The sequence below is a fragment of the Ulvibacterium marinum genome (genome assembly GCF_003626755.1).
Lineage (GTDB): Bacteria > Bacteroidota > Bacteroidia > Flavobacteriales > Flavobacteriaceae > Ulvibacterium > Ulvibacterium marinum.
Genome location: NZ_RBCJ01000003.1, coordinates 814362 through 838997, shown reverse-complemented (window position 1 = coordinate 838997; position 24636 = coordinate 814362). Strand labels below are relative to the sequence as shown.

General features: G+C 41.0%; 24 protein-coding genes, 2 tRNA genes and 1 pseudogene. 10 read left to right on the top strand and 17 right to left on the bottom strand.

All coding sequences use genetic code 11. The features are described from left to right. Positions 1-10 precede the first annotated feature (10 nt). The 3 genes from D7Z94_RS16750 to D7Z94_RS16740 form a co-directional block, all read right to left on the bottom strand. Positions 11-976 carry a glycoside hydrolase family 130 protein gene (locus tag D7Z94_RS16750; RefSeq protein WP_120712718.1) on the bottom strand — a complete coding sequence of 322 codons (966 nt, stop codon included), beginning with the start codon at positions 974-976 and terminating at the stop codon, positions 11-13. Between the two features lie 4 nt (positions 977-980). After that, positions 981-2822, bottom strand: coding sequence for a sodium:solute symporter family protein (locus D7Z94_RS16745; protein ID WP_120712717.1), 1842 nt, complete (start codon positions 2820-2822; stop codon positions 981-983). A gap of 115 nt (positions 2823-2937) precedes the next feature. Beyond that, positions 2938-5199, bottom strand: a complete 2262-nt coding sequence (locus tag D7Z94_RS16740; protein WP_120713183.1) for a GH92 family glycosyl hydrolase — start codon at positions 5197-5199, stop codon at positions 2938-2940. Positions 5200-5583: 384 nt separating this feature from the next. Here D7Z94_RS16740 and D7Z94_RS16735 point away from each other — a divergent pair, with 384 nt between their 5' ends. Both D7Z94_RS16735 and D7Z94_RS16730 read left to right on the top strand, forming a co-directional pair. Next, positions 5584-6147, top strand: a complete 564-nt coding sequence (locus tag D7Z94_RS16735; protein ID WP_120712716.1) for a YeeE/YedE family protein — start codon at positions 5584-5586, stop codon at positions 6145-6147. Next, positions 6144-6557 carry a DUF6691 family protein gene (locus D7Z94_RS16730; RefSeq protein ID WP_120712715.1) on the top strand — a complete coding sequence of 138 codons (414 nt, stop codon included), beginning with the start codon at positions 6144-6146 and terminating at the stop codon, positions 6555-6557. Before D7Z94_RS16735 ends, D7Z94_RS16730 begins: the two co-directional genes overlap by 4 nt. 16 nt (positions 6558-6573) lie before the next feature. Here D7Z94_RS16730 and D7Z94_RS25965 read toward each other — a convergent pair whose 3' ends face one another. The 6 genes and pseudogenes from D7Z94_RS25965 to D7Z94_RS16705 form a co-directional block, all read right to left on the bottom strand. Then, a complete protein-coding gene (locus D7Z94_RS25965; protein ID WP_245967253.1) occupies positions 6574-6849 on the bottom strand; it encodes an ATP-dependent Clp protease adaptor ClpS in 276 nt (91 codons plus the stop codon). Between the two features lie 39 nt (positions 6850-6888). After that, positions 6889-7722 (bottom strand): annotated as a pseudogene (gene prmA / locus D7Z94_RS16725) (50S ribosomal protein L11 methyltransferase); the annotation flags it as partial. Positions 7723-7823: 101 nt separating this feature from the next. Continuing rightward, on the bottom strand, positions 7824-8573 hold the full coding sequence (gene tpiA / locus D7Z94_RS16720; protein ID WP_120712713.1) for a triose-phosphate isomerase: 750 nt from the start codon (positions 8571-8573) through the stop codon (positions 7824-7826). Between the two features lie 37 nt (positions 8574-8610). Further along, entirely contained in the window at positions 8611-9006 is a 396-nt protein-coding gene (locus D7Z94_RS16715; protein WP_120712712.1) for a four helix bundle protein, read from the bottom strand. A 40-nt stretch (positions 9007-9046) separates the two neighbouring features. Beyond that, complete coding sequence (locus D7Z94_RS16710) at positions 9047-10144, bottom strand: BT_3928 family protein (protein WP_120712711.1); 1098 nt, start codon at positions 10142-10144, stop codon at positions 9047-9049. Further along, entirely contained in the window at positions 10141-10701 is a 561-nt protein-coding gene (locus D7Z94_RS16705; protein WP_120712710.1) for a DUF1599 domain-containing protein, read from the bottom strand. The genes D7Z94_RS16710 and D7Z94_RS16705 overlap by 4 nt, the downstream gene beginning before the upstream one ends. Before the next feature lie 109 nt (positions 10702-10810). Here D7Z94_RS16705 and folP point away from each other — a divergent pair, with 109 nt between their 5' ends. Next, positions 10811-11632 carry a dihydropteroate synthase gene (gene folP / locus D7Z94_RS16700; protein WP_120712709.1) on the top strand — a complete coding sequence of 274 codons (822 nt, stop codon included), beginning with the start codon at positions 10811-10813 and terminating at the stop codon, positions 11630-11632. Between the two features lie 57 nt (positions 11633-11689). Further along, positions 11690-12475, top strand: a complete 786-nt coding sequence (locus D7Z94_RS16695; protein WP_120712708.1) for a diadenylate cyclase — start codon at positions 11690-11692, stop codon at positions 12473-12475. Here the strand turns inward: D7Z94_RS16695 and D7Z94_RS16690 are convergent, their stop codons facing one another. Together D7Z94_RS16690 and truA are read right to left on the bottom strand one after the other, a co-directional pair. Next, on the bottom strand, positions 12476-14242 hold the full coding sequence (locus D7Z94_RS16690) for an ABC transporter ATP-binding protein (RefSeq protein ID WP_120712707.1): 1767 nt from the start codon (positions 14240-14242) through the stop codon (positions 12476-12478). It lies immediately after the preceding gene. Beyond that, entirely contained in the window at positions 14214-14987 is a 774-nt protein-coding gene (truA, locus tag D7Z94_RS16685; protein WP_120712706.1) for a tRNA pseudouridine(38-40) synthase TruA, read from the bottom strand. The genes D7Z94_RS16690 and truA overlap by 29 nt, the downstream gene beginning before the upstream one ends. 102 nt (positions 14988-15089) lie before the next feature. Between truA and D7Z94_RS16680 the strand changes: the two genes are divergently transcribed. The 4 genes from D7Z94_RS16680 to D7Z94_RS16665 all read left to right on the top strand — a co-directional run bounded on the left by D7Z94_RS16680 (position 15090) and on the right by D7Z94_RS16665 (position 18104). Further along, entirely contained in the window at positions 15090-15584 is a 495-nt protein-coding gene (locus D7Z94_RS16680) for a metallophosphoesterase family protein (protein ID WP_120712705.1), read from the top strand. 190 nt (positions 15585-15774) lie between these two features. Continuing rightward, positions 15775-17199 carry an alkaline phosphatase D family protein gene (locus tag D7Z94_RS16675; protein WP_120712704.1) on the top strand — a complete coding sequence of 475 codons (1425 nt, stop codon included), beginning with the start codon at positions 15775-15777 and terminating at the stop codon, positions 17197-17199. A 99-nt stretch (positions 17200-17298) separates the two neighbouring features. Further along, the gene (locus D7Z94_RS16670; RefSeq protein ID WP_120713182.1) at positions 17299-17646 is read left to right on the top strand and encodes an ArsR/SmtB family transcription factor; all 348 of its coding nucleotides are present in this window, start codon (positions 17299-17301) and stop codon (positions 17644-17646) included. After that, positions 17643-18104 (top strand): SRPBCC domain-containing protein, encoded by a 462-nt coding sequence (locus D7Z94_RS16665; protein WP_120712703.1) that lies wholly within the window; start codon positions 17643-17645, stop codon positions 18102-18104. The genes D7Z94_RS16670 and D7Z94_RS16665 overlap by 4 nt, the downstream gene beginning before the upstream one ends. A 72-nt stretch (positions 18105-18176) precedes the next feature. Here D7Z94_RS16665 and D7Z94_RS16660 read toward each other — a convergent pair whose 3' ends face one another. Then, positions 18177-18587 carry a DUF4293 domain-containing protein gene (locus D7Z94_RS16660; protein ID WP_120712702.1) on the bottom strand — a complete coding sequence of 137 codons (411 nt, stop codon included), beginning with the start codon at positions 18585-18587 and terminating at the stop codon, positions 18177-18179. A gap of 196 nt (positions 18588-18783) precedes the next feature. Between D7Z94_RS16660 and rho the strand changes: the two genes are divergently transcribed. Together rho and D7Z94_RS16650 are read left to right on the top strand one after the other, a co-directional pair. Beyond that, positions 18784-20361, top strand: coding sequence for a transcription termination factor Rho (gene rho, locus D7Z94_RS16655; RefSeq protein ID WP_120712701.1), 1578 nt, complete (start codon positions 18784-18786; stop codon positions 20359-20361). Between the two features lie 82 nt (positions 20362-20443). After that, positions 20444-21202 (top strand): HEAT repeat domain-containing protein, encoded by a 759-nt coding sequence (locus D7Z94_RS16650; protein ID WP_120712700.1) that lies wholly within the window; start codon positions 20444-20446, stop codon positions 21200-21202. A 49-nt stretch (positions 21203-21251) separates the two neighbouring features. On the opposite strand, the gene D7Z94_RS16645 is transcribed toward D7Z94_RS16650, so the two are convergent. From D7Z94_RS16645 to proS, 5 genes are all read right to left on the bottom strand, one after another. Next, entirely contained in the window at positions 21252-22247 is a 996-nt protein-coding gene (locus D7Z94_RS16645) for a fasciclin domain-containing protein (RefSeq protein ID WP_120712699.1), read from the bottom strand. 283 nt (positions 22248-22530) lie between these two features. Further along, positions 22531-22782: a 30S ribosomal protein S20 gene (gene rpsT, locus D7Z94_RS16640; protein WP_120712698.1), complete on the bottom strand. Its 252-nt coding sequence runs from the start codon at positions 22780-22782 to the stop codon at positions 22531-22533. 46 nt (positions 22783-22828) lie between these two features. Further along, positions 22829-22900 (bottom strand) — tRNA-Glu (locus D7Z94_RS16635). Positions 22901-22978: 78 nt separating this feature from the next. Further along, positions 22979-23050 (bottom strand) — tRNA-Glu (locus tag D7Z94_RS16630). 109 nt (positions 23051-23159) lie between these two features. Further along, positions 23160-24635, bottom strand: coding sequence for a proline--tRNA ligase (proS, locus tag D7Z94_RS16625; protein ID WP_120713181.1), 1476 nt, complete (start codon positions 24633-24635; stop codon positions 23160-23162). Position 24636 lies beyond the last annotated feature (1 nt).

Below are 24636 nucleotides of genomic sequence, written 5' to 3'. Positions count from 1 at the left end.
CCCCATTTACCTATAAACTGTTTTGTTTGGTAAAAGCAATTATTTCCGAAATATGGCCAAATGCCAAAGCAGTTACCGTATCGGCCGCCCCATAATACAATGCCAACTTGTCCTCTTCCAAGGAATGTAAAGTGGCACACGGAAAGATGACATTGGGCACATCTCCTACCTGTTCATAAATCTCCGCAGGGGCCATTAAGTAGGGTTGTGTCCGATACTTCACTTTATCCGGTTGGTTCTCATCCAATACCGCGGATCCCACGGAATAGCGAAAACCATTACAGGTCTTTATCACCCCATGATAAAACACCAACCAACCTTCGTTTGTCCAAATAGGTACCGGACCAGCACCTATCTTGGCACATTGCCATGCACTATCATTAAAGGGAGCGGCTTTCATCACACAGCGATGTTCGCCCCAATATTTCATATCCGGGCTGTAACTTAAATAAATATCACCGAAAGGGGTATGACCATTGTCACTTGGCCTACTCAACATCGCATATTTGCCATTTATTTTTTTCGGGAATAATACTCCGTTTCTATTAAAGGGTAAAAATGCATTTTCGCATTGATAGAATTCCTTAAAATCAAACGTATAAGCGATACCAATGGTTGGACCATGATAACCATTACACCAAGTAATCCAATACCGATCTTCGATGAAGGCAACCCGTGGATCATACTTATAATCCGAGTCGATCATCTGGGTGTTCCCCGTCTGCATTGCTATGGGCTCGTGATTTATATTCCAATGGACACCGTCTTCACTGAAACCAGCATGGATGTTCATTTGGACTGCTTTGTTATCACAACGGAAAACTCCGGCAAATCCATTTTCAAAAGGTACGACCGCGCTATTGAAAACACTGTTTGATGTGGGAATGGCGTAACGGTCTATAATGGGGTTGGCACTAAAACGCCAAAGAATATCCTTCGAATCTTTTGGCTTTTCTTGCCAAGGTACTCTGTTCATCAATTCAATTTTTATCTACTAACTCACTTGATTTTAACTTATCATACCACGTCCTTTTCAGGATCACGGACGTGATTATCATTATAAGAACTACAAAAGCCATACTATAATATTCCTTTATTATAAGGTAAATCGGGAACAGGACAAAGGTCATCTGCCAAACGATACCTATCAAACAATTAAATGCATCCCTCAAAAAATTCCTGTTCGGTTCAAAATGGGGGTCTTCTTTTTGTATTTCCATAATAATAGGCTTCCAGAAACCCCATGGTTTTGTTGTTCTATAAAAATGTTTCAACACCTCCATATCATCCTGTTTTGCAAAAATTACCCCTAGGAAGCAACCTATAAAGGAAATAAGCAATATTAGTGGAAACAAGTAGATTGCGGACGTATCCGGATACATTTGTGGAACTATGGTAGCCGCAACAAGACCTGCCAACATTCCCCAAAAATATCCATAGGAATTAAACCGCCACCAAATCCATTTTAACGCATTGGCCGCGGCATACCCACCGTACAGAGCCGAGGTAAGCCATAAAGTAAGGGTATTGATAGAAGAAGCAAAGAATCCGCCTATAAGTCCGACCACCACAATGATAATGGAAGATAAATAGCTGTACCGAACATAGGTCTTTGCCGAAGCATTCGGGTTGATGTATTTCTTATAAATATCATTTACGATATAGGCTGGAGCAGCATTGATAAAGGCAGCAAATGTTCCCATAAAGGCAGCTAAAAGACCAGCTAACAAAAGACCTTTGAAACCTATAGGCACAAAGCGTTGAATAGCTACCGGAAGTAAAGTCTCAAAATCAACTCCCTCTCCCATGGCCTGCAATTCAGGACCGAGATATACAATTCCCAAAACGGCAAATCCGGCAATCATCAAATATCGGGGTATGGAGAGCACCACGATGGTCAAGCCGCTCATTTTAGAAGCTTCCACTTCATTACGGGTGGAGAGTACGCGCTGCATGTCGTAACTTGGCACGGGACCTGCCAAACTGGCGAAAATTCCCTTAAAAATCATCATCATAAACAAAAATCCAAACAGGGAAAAGCCATCTTCCTCAATCTTCGTATTTACACTATCTATATACCCTGTCCAGTCTAAATCCAATTCCCATCCAAAGAAGACATTATGCCAACCCTCCGGTACGGCAGCGGTTACTTGATCGGCCGTAATTGAATTAAAGGCAATATACCCTATGACAAAACATGAAATGGTCATAATTATAAATTGCAGAACTTCGGTACCTACAACGCTGTACATTCCTCCTTTTAGCGTATAAATTGTGGTAAGTCCTATGATAACCAAGGCATAGGCCTGTTCTGAATTAACTGCCAGAGGACCTAATTCAAAAGCGAGGTCCCAAGGAAAAAATATGGTAGCAAACTTCCCGATGCCCTCAAAGAAATAGGAAATAAAGCCTAAGGTGCTAATAATGGCAAAAACAGTAACGATAATATGTGATAATTTGGCCCCAAAGGTCTTGCCAAAACGATAGGTAATCCATTGGGCTCCGGTCATTACGTTGGAACGCCTTAGCCAAGCGGCTAGGAAAACCATAATGAAGACTTGGTTCCAAATGGGCCAGAGCCAAGGTAGCCAGGCACTTTTAAGACCATAAACGAACATAATGGTTACCGCCCACATGGTACCCGAAATATCGAACATACCAGAAGCATTGGAAAGCCCCAAATAGTACCAGGGTATTTCATTGCCTCCCAAAAAATAAGAATCGATATCCTTGGAGGCCCTTTTTGAAACCCAAAGCCCAAAAAGAACCGTAATCACTACATAGCCGATAATTATTCCGAGGTCAATACTTGATAGTTCCATATATATGAGTTGATTGGTTTTATAGTTTGGTTTGTGGTTTAAAGTTTGGTTTAAGGTTTAAGGAAAAAATAATTTTGTTTGTTTTATTCATTTCTTGTGTCCATCATTTTATTATCTATTCCTGTTCTACGACTGCCCAGACCTTATTGGGTTGGGAACCCATAACAAAATCCAAAGTACCTCCGGAAACAATTTCACCATGCCGTACGTAAGTCCTGTTCAAAGGTTCTCCGTTCAATTTTACTGATTGTACGTATCTATTTTCATGGGATGTATCGGGAGCTGAAATTACGAATGTTCTATTATTCGGTAATTTGATGGTCGATTTTTTAAATAGTGGACTTCCTATCTCATATTCCAGGGAAGCAGGATTCATAGGATATATACCTAGGGCACTCATCACGTACCAGGCAGACATTTGTCCGCAATCTTCATTTCCGCTCAAGCCATCCGGCCGGGTGGTATATTGTGAATTTAAAATCTCCCTTGCCCAATATTGTGTACGCCAAGGCTGGCCTGCTTTATTGAACATATAGGCGATATGATGACTAGGCTCGTTCCCATGTGCATATTGTCCAATCAATCCTGAGATATCGGCCGAAACATTGTCTCCCTTTAATTCCGAGCTCTCGGTAAAAAGTTGCTCTACCATTCTGGAAAAGGGTTCGTTTCCGCCATGCAATTCTATAAGGCCCTCAACATCGTGCAATACATACCAACTATGTTGCCAGGCATTGCCTTCGGTATAATCCGTATCCTCAATATGGTTGGCCACTTTGGGGTCAAATGGTTCATGAAAGGTAGCACCGTCCGAGGATTTGCCTCTTAGAAATCCCGAATAGGGGTCGTGGAAATTTTGATAAGCCTTGGAACGCTCATTGAAATATGTATAATCCCGTTCCCTACCCATTTCCTTTGCAACTTGGCCCACGCACCAATCGTTATAAGCTAGCTCCAGACTCATAGAAACGGATTGATCCATTATATCGTAAGGGATATACCCGAATTCCTTATAGGGGCCCAATCCCCTTTCATCGCCCATCATGGTTTTTTTCATGGCTTCAAAAGCCTTTTCCGTATCATAATCCCGAATACCTTTTAAGTAAGCTTCAGCAATAATGGAAACAGAATGGTATCCAGGCATGGTCCCAGTTTCATTTCCGGAAAGTACCCAAACCGGTAAGACCCCACTTTGATCATAATAGGTCAACATAGATTGTACCATATCGCTGATAAGCTCCGGATCCAGTATACCCAAAAGTGGAGTTTCCGCTCTAAAGACATCCCATAGGGAAAGTGTGGAATACATATTGAACCCTTCGGTCTTGACAATGCTGTCATTTTGTAAACGGAATTCGCCGTTGGCATCACCAAACAACGTTGGAGCGACTTGCGTATGATAGAGCGAAGTATAAAAAATAGTTTTTAATGAATCTACCGGGGTTTCAACACGAATCTTATCAAGTAAACCGTTCCAACTATTTTCGGTTTCAAGTCGTACCCCATCAAAACTTTGAGAACCATATAATTTTAGGTTCATCTTTGCATTTTCTATACTGACTGAAGAAACGGCCACTTTCAATTCTACCGAGCCCTTATGCCCATCAAAAAAGAAATGTCCCCCGGTTTTTGTACCTGTAACTGTGTTGGTATCCTGCATTGCTACTCCATCTGCCGCCAAACTGTAATCCGTAATAGGCCTTGATGTCCCAATAACAAAAAACACCTTCTGGTTCCTTGCCCAACCTGTACTAAACCGATAACCGGAAATTAAGGTATCGTTTTCGATCTGTACAGTACTGCCCGTTGCTTTGTCCCAGTTCACTTCATATCCCAAATCGAGAATAAAAGAGGAAGCTTCTTCCTTGTTTTTATAAGTGTACCTATGATAGGCCACATAATCATTTGCTGTTAACTCTACATCTATTTTAGGGTCTTCCAAAAAAACCTGATAGTACCCCGGGGAGGCTTTTTCATTGGCATGCGAAAATTTGGAAGTGTACGGCAAGGTATCCCTACCGCTCCCAAAAAGTGAAACATCTACCGTTTCCGTGGTGGGCATTAAGAGTACATCCGTTAAATCGCCTATTCCTGTTCCACTGAGGTGTAATTGTCCAAAGCCTGAGATGATGGAGTCCGAAACATGATATCCTGAACACCAATCCCATCCCGTAATACCATTGTCAGGACTAGGTTGTACCCTTCCAAAAGGGGCTGTGGCACCTGGATAGGTATGCCCGTGCCCTCCTGTACCTATAAAGGGGTCTACATAACCCAGAATAGTCTCCTCGGGGCTGTCTTTTGATTCAGTTTCGTTGCCGCAAGAAAAAAAAAGTACAATGATGAGGACGAAGCAAAGGGAGCGAATTTTTATCATGGTCATAGTCATAAATACCACCATTTGTAAGTGTACTGGTGGAATCAGTGCTAAAAATAAGTAAAAGCAAGTGATTTTGTGGTTCGTAATATGGGGTTTTGAAAATATAATTTAGGGTTGCGAAATACGGTTCCAAAAATCAGAAATCCACAAGCGGCCAACTAAAGAAATTCACCCTTATGGCATGTAGGTTTTTTTTGGATTGTTTGAGGGGCTAAAAAGAGGAATAGTAGGGTCTCCAAAGCTTTTGCCAAAGATTGTGTGTAGGTATTTAAAAGTGTACCTACTATTTCCGATATTGGAACTTCACAATAATTATACTATGTAACTTATATTACACGATACGGGAGAGCAACCCATTATTTTTGACAAAAACGAATTGCTATGGATTTTTTATTACAACCTTGGCCTTGGTATGTTTCAGGCCCATTGATTGCCCTGGTACTCTTAATCTTGGTCTATTTTGGGAAGACCTTTGGGATGTCCTCCAATCTAAGAACCTTATGTAGTATAGGTGGTGCCGGAAAGTATTCGGACTTTTTTAAATTTGATTGGAAGGCCCACCGGTGGAACCTCATCGTTGTTTTGGGTGCTATTGTGGGCGGTTTTATAGCAGTAACCTTCCTGTCCGATGGTTCCACGATTCCCCTTAATCCTGAAACCGTTTCAGATTTGCGTGAATTGGGTTTTTATGATGCCGGAGAATCCTTGCTTCCTGCTGAAATTTATGATTGGGGGAGTGTCTTTAACATCAAAGGCCTCACCATATTGATCGTTGCAGGATTTTTGGTAGGTTTTGGCACACGCTACGCTGGTGGATGTACCTCCGGCCATGCCATCACGGGATTAAGTAACCTTCAACTGCCTTCACTTATTGCTGTGGTAGGTTTCTTTGCGGGTGGACTTATTATGACTCATATACTGTTACCCTTAATTTTTGGAACATGAAGCTTTTAAAATTCTTTCTTGTGGGCATTTTTTTTGGGATTATCCTTGTAAAGTCCGAAGCCGTATCGTGGTATCGAATTTTTGAAATGTTCAAATTTCAGTCCTTCCATATGTACGGAATTATTGGCTCAGCTGTATTTCTTGGGATGTTGTTTCTTTGGTTGATGAAAAAAACAAATCTTAAAAGTATTGATGGCGATGCCATACATCTTCAACCTAAGGATAGGGGATTTGTCCGTTATATTATTGGTGGTAGTATTTTCGGTTTGGGTTGGGCATTGGGTGGTGCTTGTCCGGGACCTATGTATATCCTTTTAGGGACCGGAGTATTTAGTATGTTGATCGTTATTGCAGCTGCAGTTCTGGGCACCTTTGTATACGGCGTCTTAAAGGATAAGCTACCCCATTGAATAAAATGCTCCTACCTTAAACGATTTCGGCACTCAATCCCGCTTGCAATAATCTACTGCATCTAGGTTCCAAATCTTTATAATCACCTGTTTTAACCGTACATTTTCCATTATAATGGACAATTAATGAACATTGTTCCGCTTGTACGGGAGAGTGATCGCAGACGTCGATCAAGGTTTCGATGACATGTTCAAAAGTGTTTACATCATCGTTAAAGAGGATTATCTCATTTGGCTTTATTGTTTCCTCTTCTAAAAGGAGCTCTTCGGATATTTTTTCTTTAGTGCTCATTACAAGGTTTTTAACCATAAACTTAAAGATATTCCAAAATACATATTTTACGGCAACCCAATTATTTTTTTCAATATTTTTTTCAAATTTCAAACCTACCTCGATACATTTTGCGGAAATCACAATAATATCATCATAATAAAACCCACTTAAGAAAAGTAACCCGTTTCGTTTCAGGCAATTTGCGTAGACCGATATATCCTTCAACAAAATATTCCTATTGATATTGGCCAAAACAATGTCGTATTCCTTATGATGTGGAATTGTGGAGGAGTCTCCCTCCAAAACCTGAATGTGATGACACCCGTTCCGCTCCACATTTTCCAAAGCGTTGAGATAGCACCAATGATCAATATCAATAGCATCAATATCAATAGCCCCTTTCATCTCAGCCAATATTGCCAAGACCCCAGTTCCGGTTCCCATATCCAATACGGATTTTCCTTCAAAATTATGAGCCAGTATATGTTGCAGCATCATATGGGTAGTCTCATGATGGCCCGTTCCGAAACTCATTTTTGGTTCAATAACGATATCATATTTTGAGTTGGATTTTTCATGAAATGGCGCACGGACTGTACATAGATCATCGACTTGAATTGGATTAAAATTCCTTTCCCAAGTAACGTTCCAGTTCTCCTGTTCTATTTCCTTGGAGCGATAAGAAATTTTAAAATCCGGATTTTTTAGAATAAAAATCGAATCCAAGATAGCTTCCTTCCAATCTTGTTTTTGAAGATAAGCCAAGACACCTTCCTGCGTTTCTACAAAACTTTCAAAACCCAATTGACCCAGTTCCGCAATCAAAATTTCAGATGCAGGTTGCAAGGGATGAATTTTAAAGGTGTATTCTATATAAACAGTATTGGGCAATGTTTCAGTTTTTAGCAAAGAAGGTTTTCTGAAAACATAATCCAGGCCTCTCACCTGTAAAGCAAACGGATTAAAAATAAATTCCCTAAAACGATTTAAATTTAAATCGCTTTGATTATGGCCACAAAATCATCGGCCACTAAGGAAGCTCCTCCAATGAGTCCACCATCCACATCCGGCTTGGAGAAAATTTCCTGGGCATTACCGGGTTTTACACTTCCGCCATACAATATGGACACCTTATTGGCAATGGCAGTATCATAAGCCTGTGCTATCGTTTTGCGAATAAAGGCATGCATTTCCTGTGCCTGCTCTGGGGAAGCGGTCTCTCCGGTACCTATGGCCCAAACAGGTTCATAGGCCAGGACAATACTGTCCCATGCACCGTTTTCCAAAGAGAAAAGCGCATTCTTTAGCTGCCCTTCCACAACCTTAAAATGATTTCCGGCCTTGCGCTCATCCAATTCCTCCCCGAAGCAGAACATCACTCGCATTCCTTTCTCCAATGCCTTAATCACCTTCTTTGCAAGAAGCTCGTCCGTTTCTCCAAAATAGGCCCTTCTTTCAGAATGCCCCAGGATAACCGTATCCACTCCTATGTTAAGAAGCATATCAGCTGAAATCTCCCCAGTGTAGGCCCCGTTTTCCTCAAAGTGCATATTCTGCGCCATGACCTGAATTGTTGAAGATTCCAAAACATGGGCGGAACGGGATAAATTCACAAAAGTAGGGGCAACCATTACTTCAGCTTCCGTATCCGGTAATTTAGCCGAGAGTTCGGCAAGTAGTTTTTCCGTTTCCTCTAAATTATTGTTCATTTTCCAGTTCCCTGCAACTATTTTACTTCTCATTTGTTATGTTTATTGTTTAGGGTTTGTAGTTTGGCGTTTAAGCCTCTTTAAATTTTTGTCCTTTAATCTTTGCTTTGCGAAGATAGAACATGAACGCTCCAATTTTATTGATTTCAAATTCGGCCATTTCCACTCCTTTTTTAAATTGTTCTTCAGAAATCAATTTTTTATCAAAAGATCGATAAAGTTGTGACTTTAACTCTGCGCAAGACCCTTTGGAATAACTCAAAAAATTCTGAAATTCCTGATTCCCACCTCTGCCAAATCCCTCTGCAATGTTGTCCATAATTGATCCGGAACTTCTTTCCATTTGATTTCTTAAACTGTAGTTTGAACCCAACTGAGTAGTTCTGAACAATTTTTCCATAAATTGGCAAATTTCCCTAGCTAATTTCCACACTTCCAAATCTTCAAATTTATCTATTCTCGCCATTATATATCGCAACACTAAACTACAAACCCCAAACACTAAACTATTTAAATCTCAGTTCATCCAAATCATTGTAATGTACTTTCTGCAAAATGGTTCCTTGTTGTAAAACCAGTACTCCTGGATTGGAACGAACTATAGTTTTAAGAGTAGTCTCATCCGTAAAGTAAAAGTTGAAATTCAATCCAAAGTCCTTTACCAATCTTTCAGTCTGTTCTTTATTGGAAGCGGACATTCCAATCACTTTGTAGCCTTTATTCAGCGCCTCATCGGTTGCTTTCTTGATTTCAGAGTAAGTACTTCTTTCCGTTTTTCGAAGATCGTAGGCAATTACCATGACCAATTTCTGCTCTTGTAACAACGCAGAGGCAAAATCCTCGCCCTCTTGTTCTATGGTAAAGTCATGAATCGGCGGTTCATATCCTTCTTGGATTTCGGTTGTTTCCACATCCAAAAATTCACCATCTACGGAAGGATATTCTCCATTGGTCACGATTATTTGTTCTTCCTCATTCACTTTAAATCGCCATGCATATTCAAAGACTGCTTTAGGCGCATCGTCAGGAACAAGCATGCCCTGTTCAATATTCGCCCAAATTTTATAGGGTCTAAAATCGATTACCGGCAGATGGTTAAGCACATGATTCGCATAGAGAATGCAGAGTACCAGGGCAACAAGCGTGAGTATCCGTTTTGTATTAGAGCCAAAAATTGAGCCTATGTACTTCTTCCCGATGAACAATAGTACTATCAAAACCAATAACACAATATCCTTTGTAAAGGATTCCCATGGGGTTAACTTAATCGCGTCACCAAAACATCCGCAATCCGTTACCTTATTAAAATACGCCGAATAAAACGTAAGAAAAGTAAAGAAAACTATCATGAGTAAAAGGCTCCAAACCGTAAATTTAACACGAAAACCTACTAGTAGCATCACACCCAACAATACCTCGAATATGACAACAAAAATGGAAATGGCGAGCGCATAGGGTTCCAAAAAAGGAAGATTTAATACCCCTTGGCTAAAATATTCTTCCAGCTTAAAGGAAAACCCAACCGGGTCGTTCAACTTGATAAATCCACTGATAATAAATAAAACCCCAACAAATATGCGGCTAAAACCGACAAGATATTTCATTCCGTAATTTCAGATTTGGTACTTGCGTTCAAATGAATGAGTGCGAATATGGCGTAATTTATCATATCCTGATAATTGGCAGCTATACCTTCGCTTACCAATGTCTTCCCCTTATTATCCTCAATTTGCTTTACCCGCAATAACTTTTGTAGGATAAGGTCGGTCAATGAGCTTACGCGCATATCCCGCCAGGCTTCACCATAGTCATGATTTTTATTTTCCATGAGTGTTTTGGTTTCGGCCACGTGCCTATCATAAAGCACCAAAGCTTCAGACCCAGATAAATCCGGTTCATTTGCAATTCCCTTTTCCAACTGAATGAGGGCCATTATGGCGTAGTTAATAATTCCAATAAATTCGGATTGTTCATCCTCATCCACTTTTCGTACCTCGTTCTCCTGAAGACCTCGAATGCGTTGTGCCTTTATAAAAATCTGATCGGTAAGGGAAGGAAGTCTAAGGATTCGCCAGGCACTGCCATAATCCTTCATCTTTTTTTGGAACAAATCCCGACAAATTTTTATTACGGCATCGTATTGCTCGGAAGTGTGCTGCATTTATTTCTTTGGTAATTTGCGTAAATTTCGCTTAAAAATTTGGAATCGTCAAAGTTCGCGATCTAAACTTATTCGATAATAGTGAATCTCGAACATCAACCCAATCTGTATGACAATTAATTGCAAAGGAACACTTATTGATTTGAATGTACCCAGAGTAATGGGCGTCCTTAATATTACCCCGGATTCTTTTTTTGATGGGGGAAAATATAAGGATGAAAAAACAATAGTTTCCCAAGTAGAAAAAATGTTAAACGAAGGTGCCACTTTTATTGACGTTGGTGCTCAAAGTTCCCGACCCGGTGCCGAGTTGATTTCCGAGAAGGAAGAACTGGATCGAATCCTGCCGATTGTCAATTTGCTCATCAATGAATTTCCCGAAATTGTACTGTCGATCGACACTTTTAGGAGCAAGGTGGCAGAAAAATGCATAGAGGCCGGTGCTGCATTGATCAATGATATATCCGCAGGAAATCTGGATAAAGCCATGCTGCCCAAGGTGGCCCAATTGAAGGTGCCTATCATTTTGATGCATATGAGAGGGGAACCCAAAACCATGCAACAACAAACAGATTATAACGATTTAATCCATGACATCCTAAAGTACTTTTCGGAACGGATAGCCAAAGCCCGTTCGCTAGGAGTACATGACATTGTTATCGACCCGGGCTTTGGTTTTTCCAAAACTTTGAAACAGAATTATGAATTATTGAAAGGATTGGACCTTCTACTTAGTCCTGGACTTCCCATTTTGACCGGGCTAAGCAGAAAGTCAATGATATACAAGATGTTGGAATTGGATGCGAAAGATGCACTGAATGGTACCACCGCCCTAAATATGTATGCCCTGCAAAAAGGGGCGTCTGTTTTAAGGGTACACGATGTAAAGGAAGCTATGGAATGTATAAAACTTTCAACGGCCTTGGTGTAAAAAACTCCGACTTCTTTGTTCATCTATTTTTCCTAATTTTACAAAAACTGCCATTAATTGGATTTTCTGAATTTTATCGACTTTAAGATAACCGATGTCTTGGACATTGTTTTGGTCGCAGTTCTCCTCTACTACATCTACAAATTGGTCCGTGGCTCCGTAGCCATAAATATTTTTATAGGCATTGTTATCGTTTGGGCCTTCTGGAAACTCACGGAGCTTTTGGGAATGGAAATGATCAGCAGCATGGTAGGAGCTTTTATGCAGGTAGGACTCATTGCCTTGATCATAGTTTTTCAACAGGAAATCCGAAAATTCCTCTTGATGATAGGGTCTACGAATTTTGCCAATAAACGTAATTTTATCAGGCACTTTAAGTTTTTAAGGGGGGACGGGTTATCATCAAGTATCGATGTGGATTCTATTTTAGGTGCTTGCGAAAAAATGGCCACTACCAAAACCGGGGCCATTATTGTTATTGGTCGAAACAACTCCCTGGAATTTGTAAAGTCTTCCGGTGACCCCATGTACATTGAGGTAAACCAACCTATTTTGGAGAGTATTTTTTACAAAAACAGCCCATTGCACGATGGGGCGACGGTTATTGAAAATAATCATATTGTCGCGACCAGGGTTATCCTTCCAGTGTCCAATGAACGGAATATTCCGTTACGTTTTGGGTTGAGACATCGCGCCGCTGTGGGAATTACGGAAAAGACTGATGCTTTGGCCTTGGTAGTCAGCGAAGAGACAGGGGTCATCTCCTATATAAAAAATGGGGAATTTGTTAATTTTGGCGATATAACACAATTGGCCTCAATACTAAAGGATGATATTATTTAATTAGGCCACTTCCTCTGCCAGGAACTGGGCTTCATAAAGTTTACTATAGTATCCGCCCCTTTCAAGTAGCTCTTTATGGGTTCCGGTTTCCACTATTCTTCCGGCATCCATGACCAAAATCTTATCGGCCTTTTTTACGGTTGCCAAACGGTGGGCAATAATAATAGAAGTACGACCCTCGGTTATTTTTTCGGTGGCCTGCTGTATTAATTGCTCGGAATAGGTATCTACGGAAGAGGTGGCCTCGTCCAAGATGAGTATGCTTGGGTTACTTACATAGGCCCTTAGAAATGCTATCAATTGCCGCTGACCACTAGAAAGCATAGTGCCCCTTTCCTTTACATTATATCCATATCCTCCCGGCAAACTATTGATAAATTCATGTACCCCTATTTTTTTAGCCGCCTCTTCAATAGCTTCCACGGATATTGACGCATCCTTTAAAGAAATGTTATTGGCGATGGTATCCGCAAAAAGGAATACGTCTTGCAGCACCACGGCAATATGAGACCGTAAAGAAGCCAATTGAAACTCCTTGATATTCGTTCCATCTACGAAAATAGCCCCGGAGTTGATTTCATAAAATCGATTCAATAAATTAATGATGGTAGATTTTCCGGCTCCTGTAGCCCCTACAATAGCTATGGTTTCCCCTGCGTTAACATCAAAGGAAATACCATGGAGTACCTCCTCATCATCCAAATAACCAAAACGTACCGCTGAAAACCGGATGTCGCCTCGAACATTTTCTTTAACAATAGTACCAACATCCTGAATGTGACTGTTAGTATCCAATATACCAAATACCCGATTGGCGGCTACCATTCCCATCTGCAGGGTGTTGAATTTATCCGCTATTTGGCGTAACGGTCTAAAGAGCATATCAATAAGCAGGATAAAAGCGAAGATGGTACCAAATTCATTTACGCCTATATTGGCCACATTCAATAATCCACCATACCAAACGATAAGACCCACGGCAATGGAAGAAACAATCTCGGCAATTGGAAAAAAAATAGAATTATACCATACCGTTTTTAGCCAAGCATTTTGATGTTTCTCATTAATTTCCCGAAATTTTTCACTTTCTATCCTTTCTCGGGTAAATAGCTGAACGATCTTCATACCCGTAATGCGTTCCTGTACAAATGAATTGAGATTGGCTACTTCGGCCCGGACCTCTGTAAAAGCTACTTTCATCGCCTTTTGAAAAAGCCGTGTCGCGTATAGGATTATTGGAAGCAATACAAAAACGATCAAGGCAAGTTTCCAGTTAATAACCAACATCACTAATGCGGCCACCAACATTTTCAGCAAATCCGCCACGATCATAAAAAAACCTTGACTAAAAATTTCCCCAATACGTTGCATGTCCGCCACAGCTCTGGTGACCAAGACCCCGATTGAGGAGTTATCAAAATACTTCATGCGGAAACCCAACATGTGTTGGAAAAGGTTAATACGCACATCTTTTATGACGGATTCCCCCAACCAGTTGGCATAGTAGCTAAAACACAGTTGACTTACTACCTGTCCCAATAGCGCTCCGAGCATAAGCCAAGTGAGAAACCATAGATAGTTGCCATCACCCTTTTTGATTGCTTCATTTATTATTTCCTGAAGCAAAATAGGAGTTGCTACGGCAAAAGCGGATAAAAGGATAGCAGCCAGGGCCACCCCGTAAAAGGTAAGCCTGTAGGGCCGGGTATGGGCCATTAACCGTTTAAAAAGGCGAATATCAAACGCTTTTCCCGAATCTTGGTTCATGGGTACTTACAATCGTATTTGGATAGCCAATAGTGGTCAAATATAATCCTTTTGCAGGGACGGAAGGGCCCGCTTTTTGTCGATCTCCACTTTTTAGGATAGTATTAACATCGTCGACGGTCCATCGTTCCATACCTACTTCCAACAGCGTCCCTACTATGGCCCGTACCATATTTCGCAAAAAGCGATTGGCCGTGATGGTAAAAATCAGTTTGTCGTTTGTATCCTGCCAGAAGGCTTCCTTTATGTTACACAAATAGGTTTTTACATCCGTATTGGACTTGGAAAAACATTCAAAGTCCTCATGTCCCAACAATAAGTTGGCGGCTTCGTTCATAGGCTCAATAGCCAAAGGATGTCTTATATAATAGGCTGAATCCGAATAAAAAGGGTTCTTTTCCTGAACGACCCAATATTCATACGTTCGGGATAGGGCATCAAAACGAGCGTGGGCATTCGATGGCACCTCAAAGATTTTCTGTACGGCGATATCCGCCGGTAAGTATGCATTTAACCGATGCGTCAATTGGAAAGTGCCGGCGATAGGCTCCGTATCAAAATGGGCGAACATTTGTTGGGCATGGACACCCGTATCGGTACGCCCGGCGCCTACAAGTTCTATGGGGCATCGTAAGATTTTGGAAAAAGCTTCTTCCAAAACCTGTTGTACGGTAATGGCATTCGGCTGATTTTGCCAGCCATGATACGCCTTACCAAAGTATGAGAATTGAACAAAATATCTCAAAGGGATATACTAGTTTTGTGATGGTAAATATAAAGGTTCTTATAGGATACTTAGGTTTGGTCTGAATTATCCGATTATTCCAAAATATCCCAAACGCTAAAAATGACAAAAATTTTATTGCTCTCCGATACCCATGGCCATATGGACGCTACTATTTTAAAGTATGTGGCACAGGCCGATGAAGTTTGGCACGCAGGAGACATTGGAAATCTAAGGATAACGGATACCCTGGCCAAGTTGAGACCGCTAAGGGCGGTCTATGGCAATATTGACGATTCAATAATCCAAAAGGAATTTCCTATGGATAATCGATTTAAATGCGAAGGAGTAGATGTATACATGACCCATATTGGAGGTTATCCTCCAAAATATAATCCTAGAACGCGAAAGAAAATCCAGGAAAACCCACCTAAATTGTTCGTCTGCGGGCATTCCCATATCCTAAAGGTAATGATGGACAAAGCGCTTGGCGTGCTCCACATGAACCCCGGAGCCTGTGGCAAGCATGGCTTTCATCAGGTACGGACCATGTTGCGCTTTACAATAGATGGGGATAATATTAAAGATCTGGAAGTTGTAGAATTGGGGAAGCGGTAGGTTTGGTTTAGTTTTAAGGAATCGCTTAATTTTGAAATAAAATGAATTTTTATATCTAAAAATGCTCATATTTTTCACCCAAAAGAGATTTTGGAAAACGACACATTTAACAACTTTTCGGGCCTTTTAAAATATAGAAAAGTCCTACTCTGAACAACAAATCATAGAACTATATTCGCATAATGTCAAAATGGAAAACAAGATTTTACTCCTCGTCCTATTCCTTACCTCCTCGCTTTACCACAATCTTAAGGCCCAGGAAATTGATAATCAAGTATACTTCACTACAGGGTTTAAAATTGGAGAAGTAACCGATAAATCGGCAGTTATACTGACGCGCTTATGTAAGACATCCAAACCCGTGGCCGTGCATCACAAACGGAAGGAGGCTCCATTTAAAAGCCCTATAGATTTTGATAACACTGTTCCCATAAATAATATGGAAGGGGCTGTGGAAGGCTCCTTTGGTCAAGTAAAAATACGATTGCTTTCCAAGGATACCCTAATCCAGACCAAGTGGATGTACGTCTCGGCCTACAAAGATTTTACTATTAAAAGAAAATTTGAGAACCTACGGCCCAATACCACATATAACATAACCATTGAGGGGAAAAAAGAAGAGGAATCACCAACAACCCATATCAAAGGTAAATTTACCACTGCACCATCCCAAAAGGAAGCGGTTCCTGTATTATTTACGTCATCCACATGTCAATACTATTGGTCCTACGACAATCCCACACGTGGATTTAAAATCTATGATAGCATGTTAAAATTAAACCCATTGTTTCACTGCCAAACGGGGGATTATGTATACTATGACAAACCTGGGCCCATGGCCTATACGGTTCCGCTGGCAAGGCATAAATGGCATGCCATGAATTCCTGGCCGTCTCTCATGGATTTTTACAAGGCAACTCCTTTGTACATCCAAAAGGACGATCATGACTTATTAAAGGACGACGCAACCCCGTATTCATCTCCATTTGGGGAATTAACTTTTGAGGATGGACTTTCCATTTGGAGGGAGCAAGTACCGATTATGGGAAAACCATATAGAACCTTTCGCTGGGGAAAGGATTTACAGATATGGGTTGTAGAGGGAAGAGAGTTTAGAAGTGATAATAAAATTCCAGATGGTAAGAACAAGACCATATGGGGCCGTGAACAAATTAATTGGTTCAAAAAAACCGTACAATCTTCGGATGCCACCTTTAAAGTACTCGTTTCCCCTACTCCAATTGTAGGACCGGATCGCCCCAAAGGTAAATTCGATAATCATTCAAATGTTTCATTTGAGACAGAGGGAACTTGGTTACGTCAGTATCTTGCAGACCAAAACGTATTTGTAATCAATGGTGACCGGCATTGGCAATATGTTTCCGTTGACCCTAAGACGGGTCTTTGGGAGTTTAGCCAAGGACCTGTAAGCGATACCCATGCCCAAGGATGGAATCCTGACAACGTAAAACCCGAACATCGGTTTTTGCGTGTAAAGGGCGGATTTTTAGCTACCAAGGTCTATCGGGAAGATGGTGTACCGATTATTAATTTCATGCATTATGATGTTGATGGCAAACTGATGCATGACGAAAAAATATCTGCCAAACAATAGCTTATGCTCCTATTGAAAAACAACTTTGCATTTTTTTATTGAAACTATTTGCGTAACCGAATGGTTTCATATATATTTGTAACCGAACAGTTACACAAAATGCGGAGAGACGTTTTTCAAGCCATTGCCGATCCTGTACGAAGGGACATTATTCAGCTATTAGCGGAAGAAACGCTTACCATTAATTCTGTTGCCGAGAGATTTGACGTAAGCCGACCTGCCATTTCCAAACATCTCAAAATCCTTGAGGAATGCGGAATTATTGCCATCAACAAGCAAGGCCGGGAGCGCTATTGTCAAATACGGCCCAAAGAGCTTATACCAGCTTTTTTATGGATCGATCAATACAAAAAACTTTGGGAGGACAAACTGGATTCCTTTGAAGATTATTTAACCAAATTACAAACCCGCCTACCCAATGAGGAGGCCAATAAATCAAAAAAATGAGTATACCGGAAGAAGCAAAAAACCGAACCCTGACCATAGAAAGAACTTTTAAAGCACCTTTGGCCTTGGTGTGGCAGGCTTGGACTCAACCTGAACATATTGCCCACTGGTGGGGTCCCAAGGGAATGGAAACTGAGGTAATTGAGCACAATTTTCATGTAGGCGGCCGATGGAAATACAGTATGCAAATGCCGGATGGGAGCAAGTTTATTACCGAAGGTGTCTATTCAGAAATTATTGAATTTGAGAAGATAGTTACCTCGGCAGATTTTAAGCCTATGACAGAAGGTGTGGAATTACACATCCTTTTCGAGGAAAATGGAAATACTACCAATTTCACCTTTAATGTGCTGCATGCAACCGAGGAATATTGCAAACAACAGGAGAAAATGGGCTTTTACAATGGTTGGGGCTCAGTGTTCGACCGTTTGGACTCCTATGTGACCACATCCAAATGAAAAAGTTACATAAACAAAAGACCCTGGAACAAATCCAGGGTCTTACACACTAATACTACTAAGATGTTAGGTTCAACGTAAACGATCTACAGATTTTACAAGATCTTCATCCTTTTTGATGGCCCTGTTGGCCAGGACCAGAAAAACGATAGAAAATACAGGAATCAACATCCCAATACCCTTCTCCGAGACTACAGTCTCTCCGGATAAGTTTAGCGATCGATACACGAAAAATCCCAGTAAAAAAAGATTCAATATTATATTCAATCTGTTTACCACAAATTGATTCTTTCTATTTTTAAAAAGCAATATAGCCACTACCGCCAAGATGGAAGAACCATAGAAAACCAAGGAAATCCATACTTCGTTCCGGGCAAATATTTCATTTCCTTCACCATTTGACCAAAGATTTGCCCAAAAAGGCAGGACAGCTCCCAAAAGCATTACGACAAAAAGATAAACAGTCTGTATACGTTGTATCATTGCCTATACCGTATTACGGACTGCAAAAATAAGGGTCTTTTTAAAATTTATCCCTCAATTGTTGAAAATAATTTGTATTATTGTGGCGTTATTAGTTATAGCACTTACCTGCAGGGAAATCTTTCCCGAGTAATACCCGAAATAATAATACACTTCTTGTTACCATTCTAAAACGTAATAATTTATACTTTACTTAATGTTTGAGATTTCAGATTTAAAATCGAAAAAGCTTCCTGAGCTTCAGGAAATAGCAAAAGGACTTAACGTCCCTAAATTTAAGACCCTAAAAAAGTTGGATTTGGTCTACCAAATCCTAGACCTACAAGCCTCTAATCCTAAAGCTGCTGCCGAAGTTGTCACGGTAGCCCCAGCGGAGAAACCTAAAAGAGCACGGGTATCCCAAGAAAAACCCAAAGAAGACAAACCAAAAGAAGAGCAGCAATCCCATACGCCCCAAAATTCTTCGGAGAATACCAAGAATGATAATCCGCAACGAAACAAGAATAGCAATCAACCCAGAAAGGACCAACAAAAAGGAGCTCCTCAACATAAAAATCAGAACAAAAAGAACCCGCACCATCAAAAGAACGGCCAGGATAAACGGACCAGCAATTTTGACAAGGACCTGAAAAATAGATACAAGGAACCGGAATTCGAGTTCGATAGCATTATTGAAAGTGAGGGGGTTTTGGACATTATGCAGGATGGCTATGGATTTCTGAGATCTTCGGACTATAATTATTTATCCTCTCCGGATGATATTTATGTTTCACAATCGCAAATACGATTATTCGGTCTCAAGACGGGAGATACCGTTTTGGGAAATGTTCGCCCGCCGAAAGAAGGAGAAAAATACTTCCCGTTGATCAAGGTAAACAAAATCAATGGTATAGATCCGCAAGTGGTCCGTGATCGGGTTTCCTTTGAACACTTGACCCCTTTGTTCCCACAGGAAAAATTCAAATTGGCCGAACGACAAAGCAACATTTCTACACGTATCATAGACTTGTTCTCCCCAATTGGCAAAGGGCAACGTGGTATGATAGTTTCCCAGCCCAAAACAGGAAAAACAATGTTACTTAAGGATATAGCCAATGCCATTGCCGCTAACCATCCGGAAGTGTATCAAATCATATTACTTATAGATGAACGACCCGAGGAAGTTACCGATATGCAACGTAACGTACAGGGCGAAGTGGTGGCCTCTACCTTTGATAAGGAAGCAACCGAACATGTACGGGTGGCCAATATTGTGCTGGAAAAGGCAAAACGTCTAGTTGAATGTGGACATGATGTCGTAATACTTTTGGATTCCATTACCCGCTTGGCACGTGCCTATAACACGGTACAACCCGCTTCTGGAAAGGTATTGAGTGGTGGTGTTGATGCCAATGCATTGCATAAACCTAAACGTTTCTTTGGAGCTGCCCGTAATATTGAGGGAGGAGGATCTCTCTCTATCATTGCCACGGCCCTAACGGAAACCGGATCTAAGATGGACGAAGTAATCTTTGAGGAATTCAAGGGTACTGGCAATATGGAACTGCAATTGGATAGGCGTATTTCTAACCGTAGGATATTCCCGGCTATAGATTTGGTTTCCTCTTCTACCCGAAGGGACGATCTTCTATTGGACGAAAACTCCATTCAACGTATGTGGATCTTACGCAAGTATCTAGCGGACATGAACCCTATAGAAGCTATGGAGTTCTTGGAACAACGCATTAAGCAGACCAAGAACAACGAGGAATTCTTGATGACCATGAACCAATAGGCTTTTAGTTGAAAAGATTAGACCCGATGGCGCATGTCATCGGGTTTTTTGTTTGTAAATTAAGTGGATTAAACAAGTTGACATGGGTTTTTATGATTTATCCAAATCGGAACGTACCCAATTGGCAGACACCATCTACAAGGAGATTTCCGAAGCCGTTTCAAATTCCCAATTAAACGGGATTCGTCATTACTTCTCGGATGAGGATACCTATATAAGAAAAACAGCATATCTCTCAATTGGTAAATTATACAAGATTACTGAAAAAACACAAACAGAAATCTTGGAAATCCTTGATATATTGTTGAAGTCCGATAATCCTAAAGTGAGGCAAACAACCATAAATGCAGCAGGGGAAATCGGGATGCAAAACTTTGAAGTAGTGCGGCATTTTTTTGATGTAGGTTTATTTGATAACCACCATTCCGTACGAAATGCGGTAATAGGTTCCTTGAAGAAAATGGGAGCAAGGAATCCCGTACCCACACTTAAATGGGCAAAAGGATACCTTGAACATCAGGAAAAGGAAATACGGCGGGAAATTTGTCATGGCATCGAGTTAAGAGGACGTACCCATCCACAAGACGTTCTACCCTTGTTGAAAAAGCTACAGCATGACGAAACCTCCCGTGTCCGGAACACGCTTATCCATGTGCTCGGGCAAATTGCCTACAAGAAAGGGTGTCTAGAAACCGTGGTGGGCACATTGAAATCATGGGATAATATAGAACTTGTAAAATTAGCCTTGGACGAAATAGTAGATGTTCATCATCGCTATAAGAACTTTGCATTTTTATCCCAGCAACAGGCGATAACCTATATAAATCAAAATTTTAATTGAAGGGACGCCTTAGGGGCGTCCCTCATACTTTCTCCCGTTTAAGAGTATCCTAGTTTTCTGTATTTGGAATCATTACCCTATTAATGACATGCAGCACTCCGTTTGAACCTTGAATGTCAGCCGCGGTTATGGTAGTATCGGTATTACCACTGCCATCGGTAATCAATATGACGTTATTGCCGGTTACGGTAAAGGTAAGGGTGTCCCCTTCCAGGGTAGCCGGGGATTCTTCGTTGTCCTCTATATCCGTTGAGACAATATTGGCTCCCCCAATAACATGATGTGCCAATACCGAATTCAACAAGTCTTCATCTATGTCATCTAGGGAATTCCAATCCGGATTACTGGACAAAAGTGCATCAAAAGCTGTGTCCAAAGGTGCAAATAAAGTAAGTAGGCCTGTATCTGACAATACCGTAATGTAGTCCACAGTAGGAGTAGCCGAGGTCAGGGCTGTTTCCAACTCCCTGAAATTGGAATCCGCCAATACAAAAGTTGCCAAGGTGGGTAGCCCAATCACCCCATCAACAATATGTATAGAGCCATTTGAAGCTGCAATGTCCCGGCCTCCTGGAGCTACTTTTGCCACATTGTTGAAACCAATGCCATCCGTTCCATCTACGTACATGCTCATTCTGTTCTCCGCTACCGGTGCTTCGGCAAATGTTCTTACGTAACCTGATATACCTATTAGGTTGGTTGAACGAAACTCTCCGACCAAAACATGGTTTAACAATACTTGCCTAAGGACATCGATGGGTATGGCATCTATATCGGTAAAATCGTTGTCCTCCAAAAATGCAGTAAGGGCTGCATTATTAGGTGCCAAGAGCGTAAAAGAGCCCAATTCCTCTAAATTGGAAACCAAATCCGCTCTTTCCAAAGCCGACTCCAAAAGCGATAAATCGTCTATGGTCTTAACTACATCAGCAATATTTTCTTGAGGTCTTTGAATACCACCATTATCATCACTTAAACAGGACGCGGCCATAAGCGTGACTAAGAAAAGGAAAAGAATACTTTTTGATTTGAGGTGCTTTTTCATAGTATATATTTTAAATTCATTTTATAGTATAGATTAAAAAATGTGTTAATAGTTGCCTCCACAACAAAAAGTTTAACATAATTGGGTTCCAAAAAATGGTTTTGGAAGAGCATTAAAAAATCCTATTCGAAAAATAAATGATTCGGAAAGATGTGATCCAAAATTGGAAATTGCAGGGAAGTATCGGTCTTAATTAACCATATATATTACATGTAGAGAAAACCTTGAAAACAAAAAAACGCCCTACAAAAAGGCGTTCTGGTGAATCTTTTTTTGAGAAATTTTATAGGGCGGCCACGTGCTTGGCCAACTTACTCTTCAAATTGGCGGCCTTATTGGCATGAATGATGTTGCGCTTGGCCAATCTATCGATCATGCTAACAACACCTGGCAACATGGCTTCGGCATCCTTTTTCTTCTCTTCTGCACGTAGTTTCTTAATAGCGTTACGCGCAGTCTTGTGTTGATATCTATTTCTCAAACGAACCGCCTCGTTCCTTCGTATCCTCTTTAATGCAGATTTATGATTTGCCATCTTAAATATTATATTATGTTTAAGGGCTGTCGCCCATGCTTTCAAGTAGCCCGTAGGGGAATCGAACCCCTGTTACCAGGATGAAAACCTGGCGTCCTAACCCCTAGACGAACGGGCCTAATCAATGAAAATGAGCAATCAAAAATGAAAACTTCCAATTTTTGATTATTCCCTATTCATTTTCTATTAAACCTTGTAGCCCGTAGGGGAATCGAACCCCTGTTACCAGGATGAAAACCTGGCGTCCTAACCCCTAGACGAACGGGCCATTACCAAACAAAAATGCAAACTCTTATGATATTAATACCATTCAAGCGGGTGCAAAAATACAATTATTTTTAACTATCGCAACAACTGATTCTTATTTTTTGCCTGTTTTAATAGGCTTTTGCGAACAGTACTCTTTTGGAAGAAGGCTTGCCCGTAACCATACAATTTCCCACTTCCGCTTCTGCGTCAATAGGAATACAACGAATAGTGGCCTTAGTCTCTTCCTTGATGCGGTCTTCGGTTTCTAACGTACCGTCCCAATGTGCCAAAACAAACCCTCCCTTTTCTTCCAGAACGGTTTTGAATTCGTCATAGGAATCGACCTTGGTTATGTGCGCCGTCCTAAATTCCAATGCTTTTTGATAAATGTTTTTCTGGATATCCTCCAACAAGAATTCTATTTTGGAAATCACCTCATCCATTGGCACGGTCTCCTTTTCCAAAGTATCCCTACGTGCTACCTCATAGGTACCATTTTCCATATCGCGCTGACCAATGGCCAAACGTACGGGAACGCCCTTTAATTCGTACTCATTGAATTTAAAGCCCGGTTTATGGGTATCCCGGTTGTCAAATTTCACGGATATTCCCTTGTTGCGCAACTCTTTTACCAATGGATCGACTTTTTCGGAAATAGCCTCTAATTGCTCTATCCCTTTGTAAATTGGTACAATTACAACTTGGATAGGTGCTAATTTTGGAGGTAGTACAAGTCCGTTATCATCACTATGGGTCATGACCAAAGCTCCCATAAGTCGGGTGGATACACCCCAAGATGTGGCCCATACATGTTCTTGTTTTCCATCCCTGGTAGCAAATTTTACGTCAAAGGCCTTGGCAAAATTCTGCCCCAAAAAGTGAGATGTCCCTGCCTGAAGGGCCTTTCCATCCTGCATTAATGCCTCAATACAGTAGGTCTCTATGGCCCCCGCAAAGCGCTCGCTCTCAGTCTTAATTCCTTTTATGACCGGTACGGCCATGTGCTCTTCAACAAATTCAGCATAGAGGTGCATTATTTTTTCTGCCTCTTTAATGGCCTCATTCTCGGTTTCATGTGCAGTATGTCCTTCTTGCCAAAGGAACTCGGCGGTACGTAGAAACAATCGTGTCCGCATCTCCCATCGCACCACATTGGCCCATTGATTTATTAGAAGAGGTAAATCCCGATAGGATTGAATCCATTTTCTGTACGTATCCCAAATAATGGTTTCCGATGTAGGTCTTACAATAAGTTCTTCCTCCAAACGTGCCTCGGGATCTACGACAATTCCGCTGCCATCCTCAGCATTTTTTAATCTATAATGTGTAACTACGGCACACTCCTTGGCAAACCCCTCCACATGGCTAGCCTCTTTACTTAAATAAGATTTGGGTATGAACAGCGGAAAATAGGCATTCTCATGTCCCGTTTCCTTGAACATCCTGTCCAAGCCGGCCTGCATTTTTTCCCATATGGCAAAACCATAGGGCTTAATGACCATACATCCCCTTACGCCAGAGTTTTCGGCCAAATCAGCTTTAATGACCAGTTCATTATACCATTTGGAATAATCATCGCTACGCTTTGTCAAATTTTTACCCATT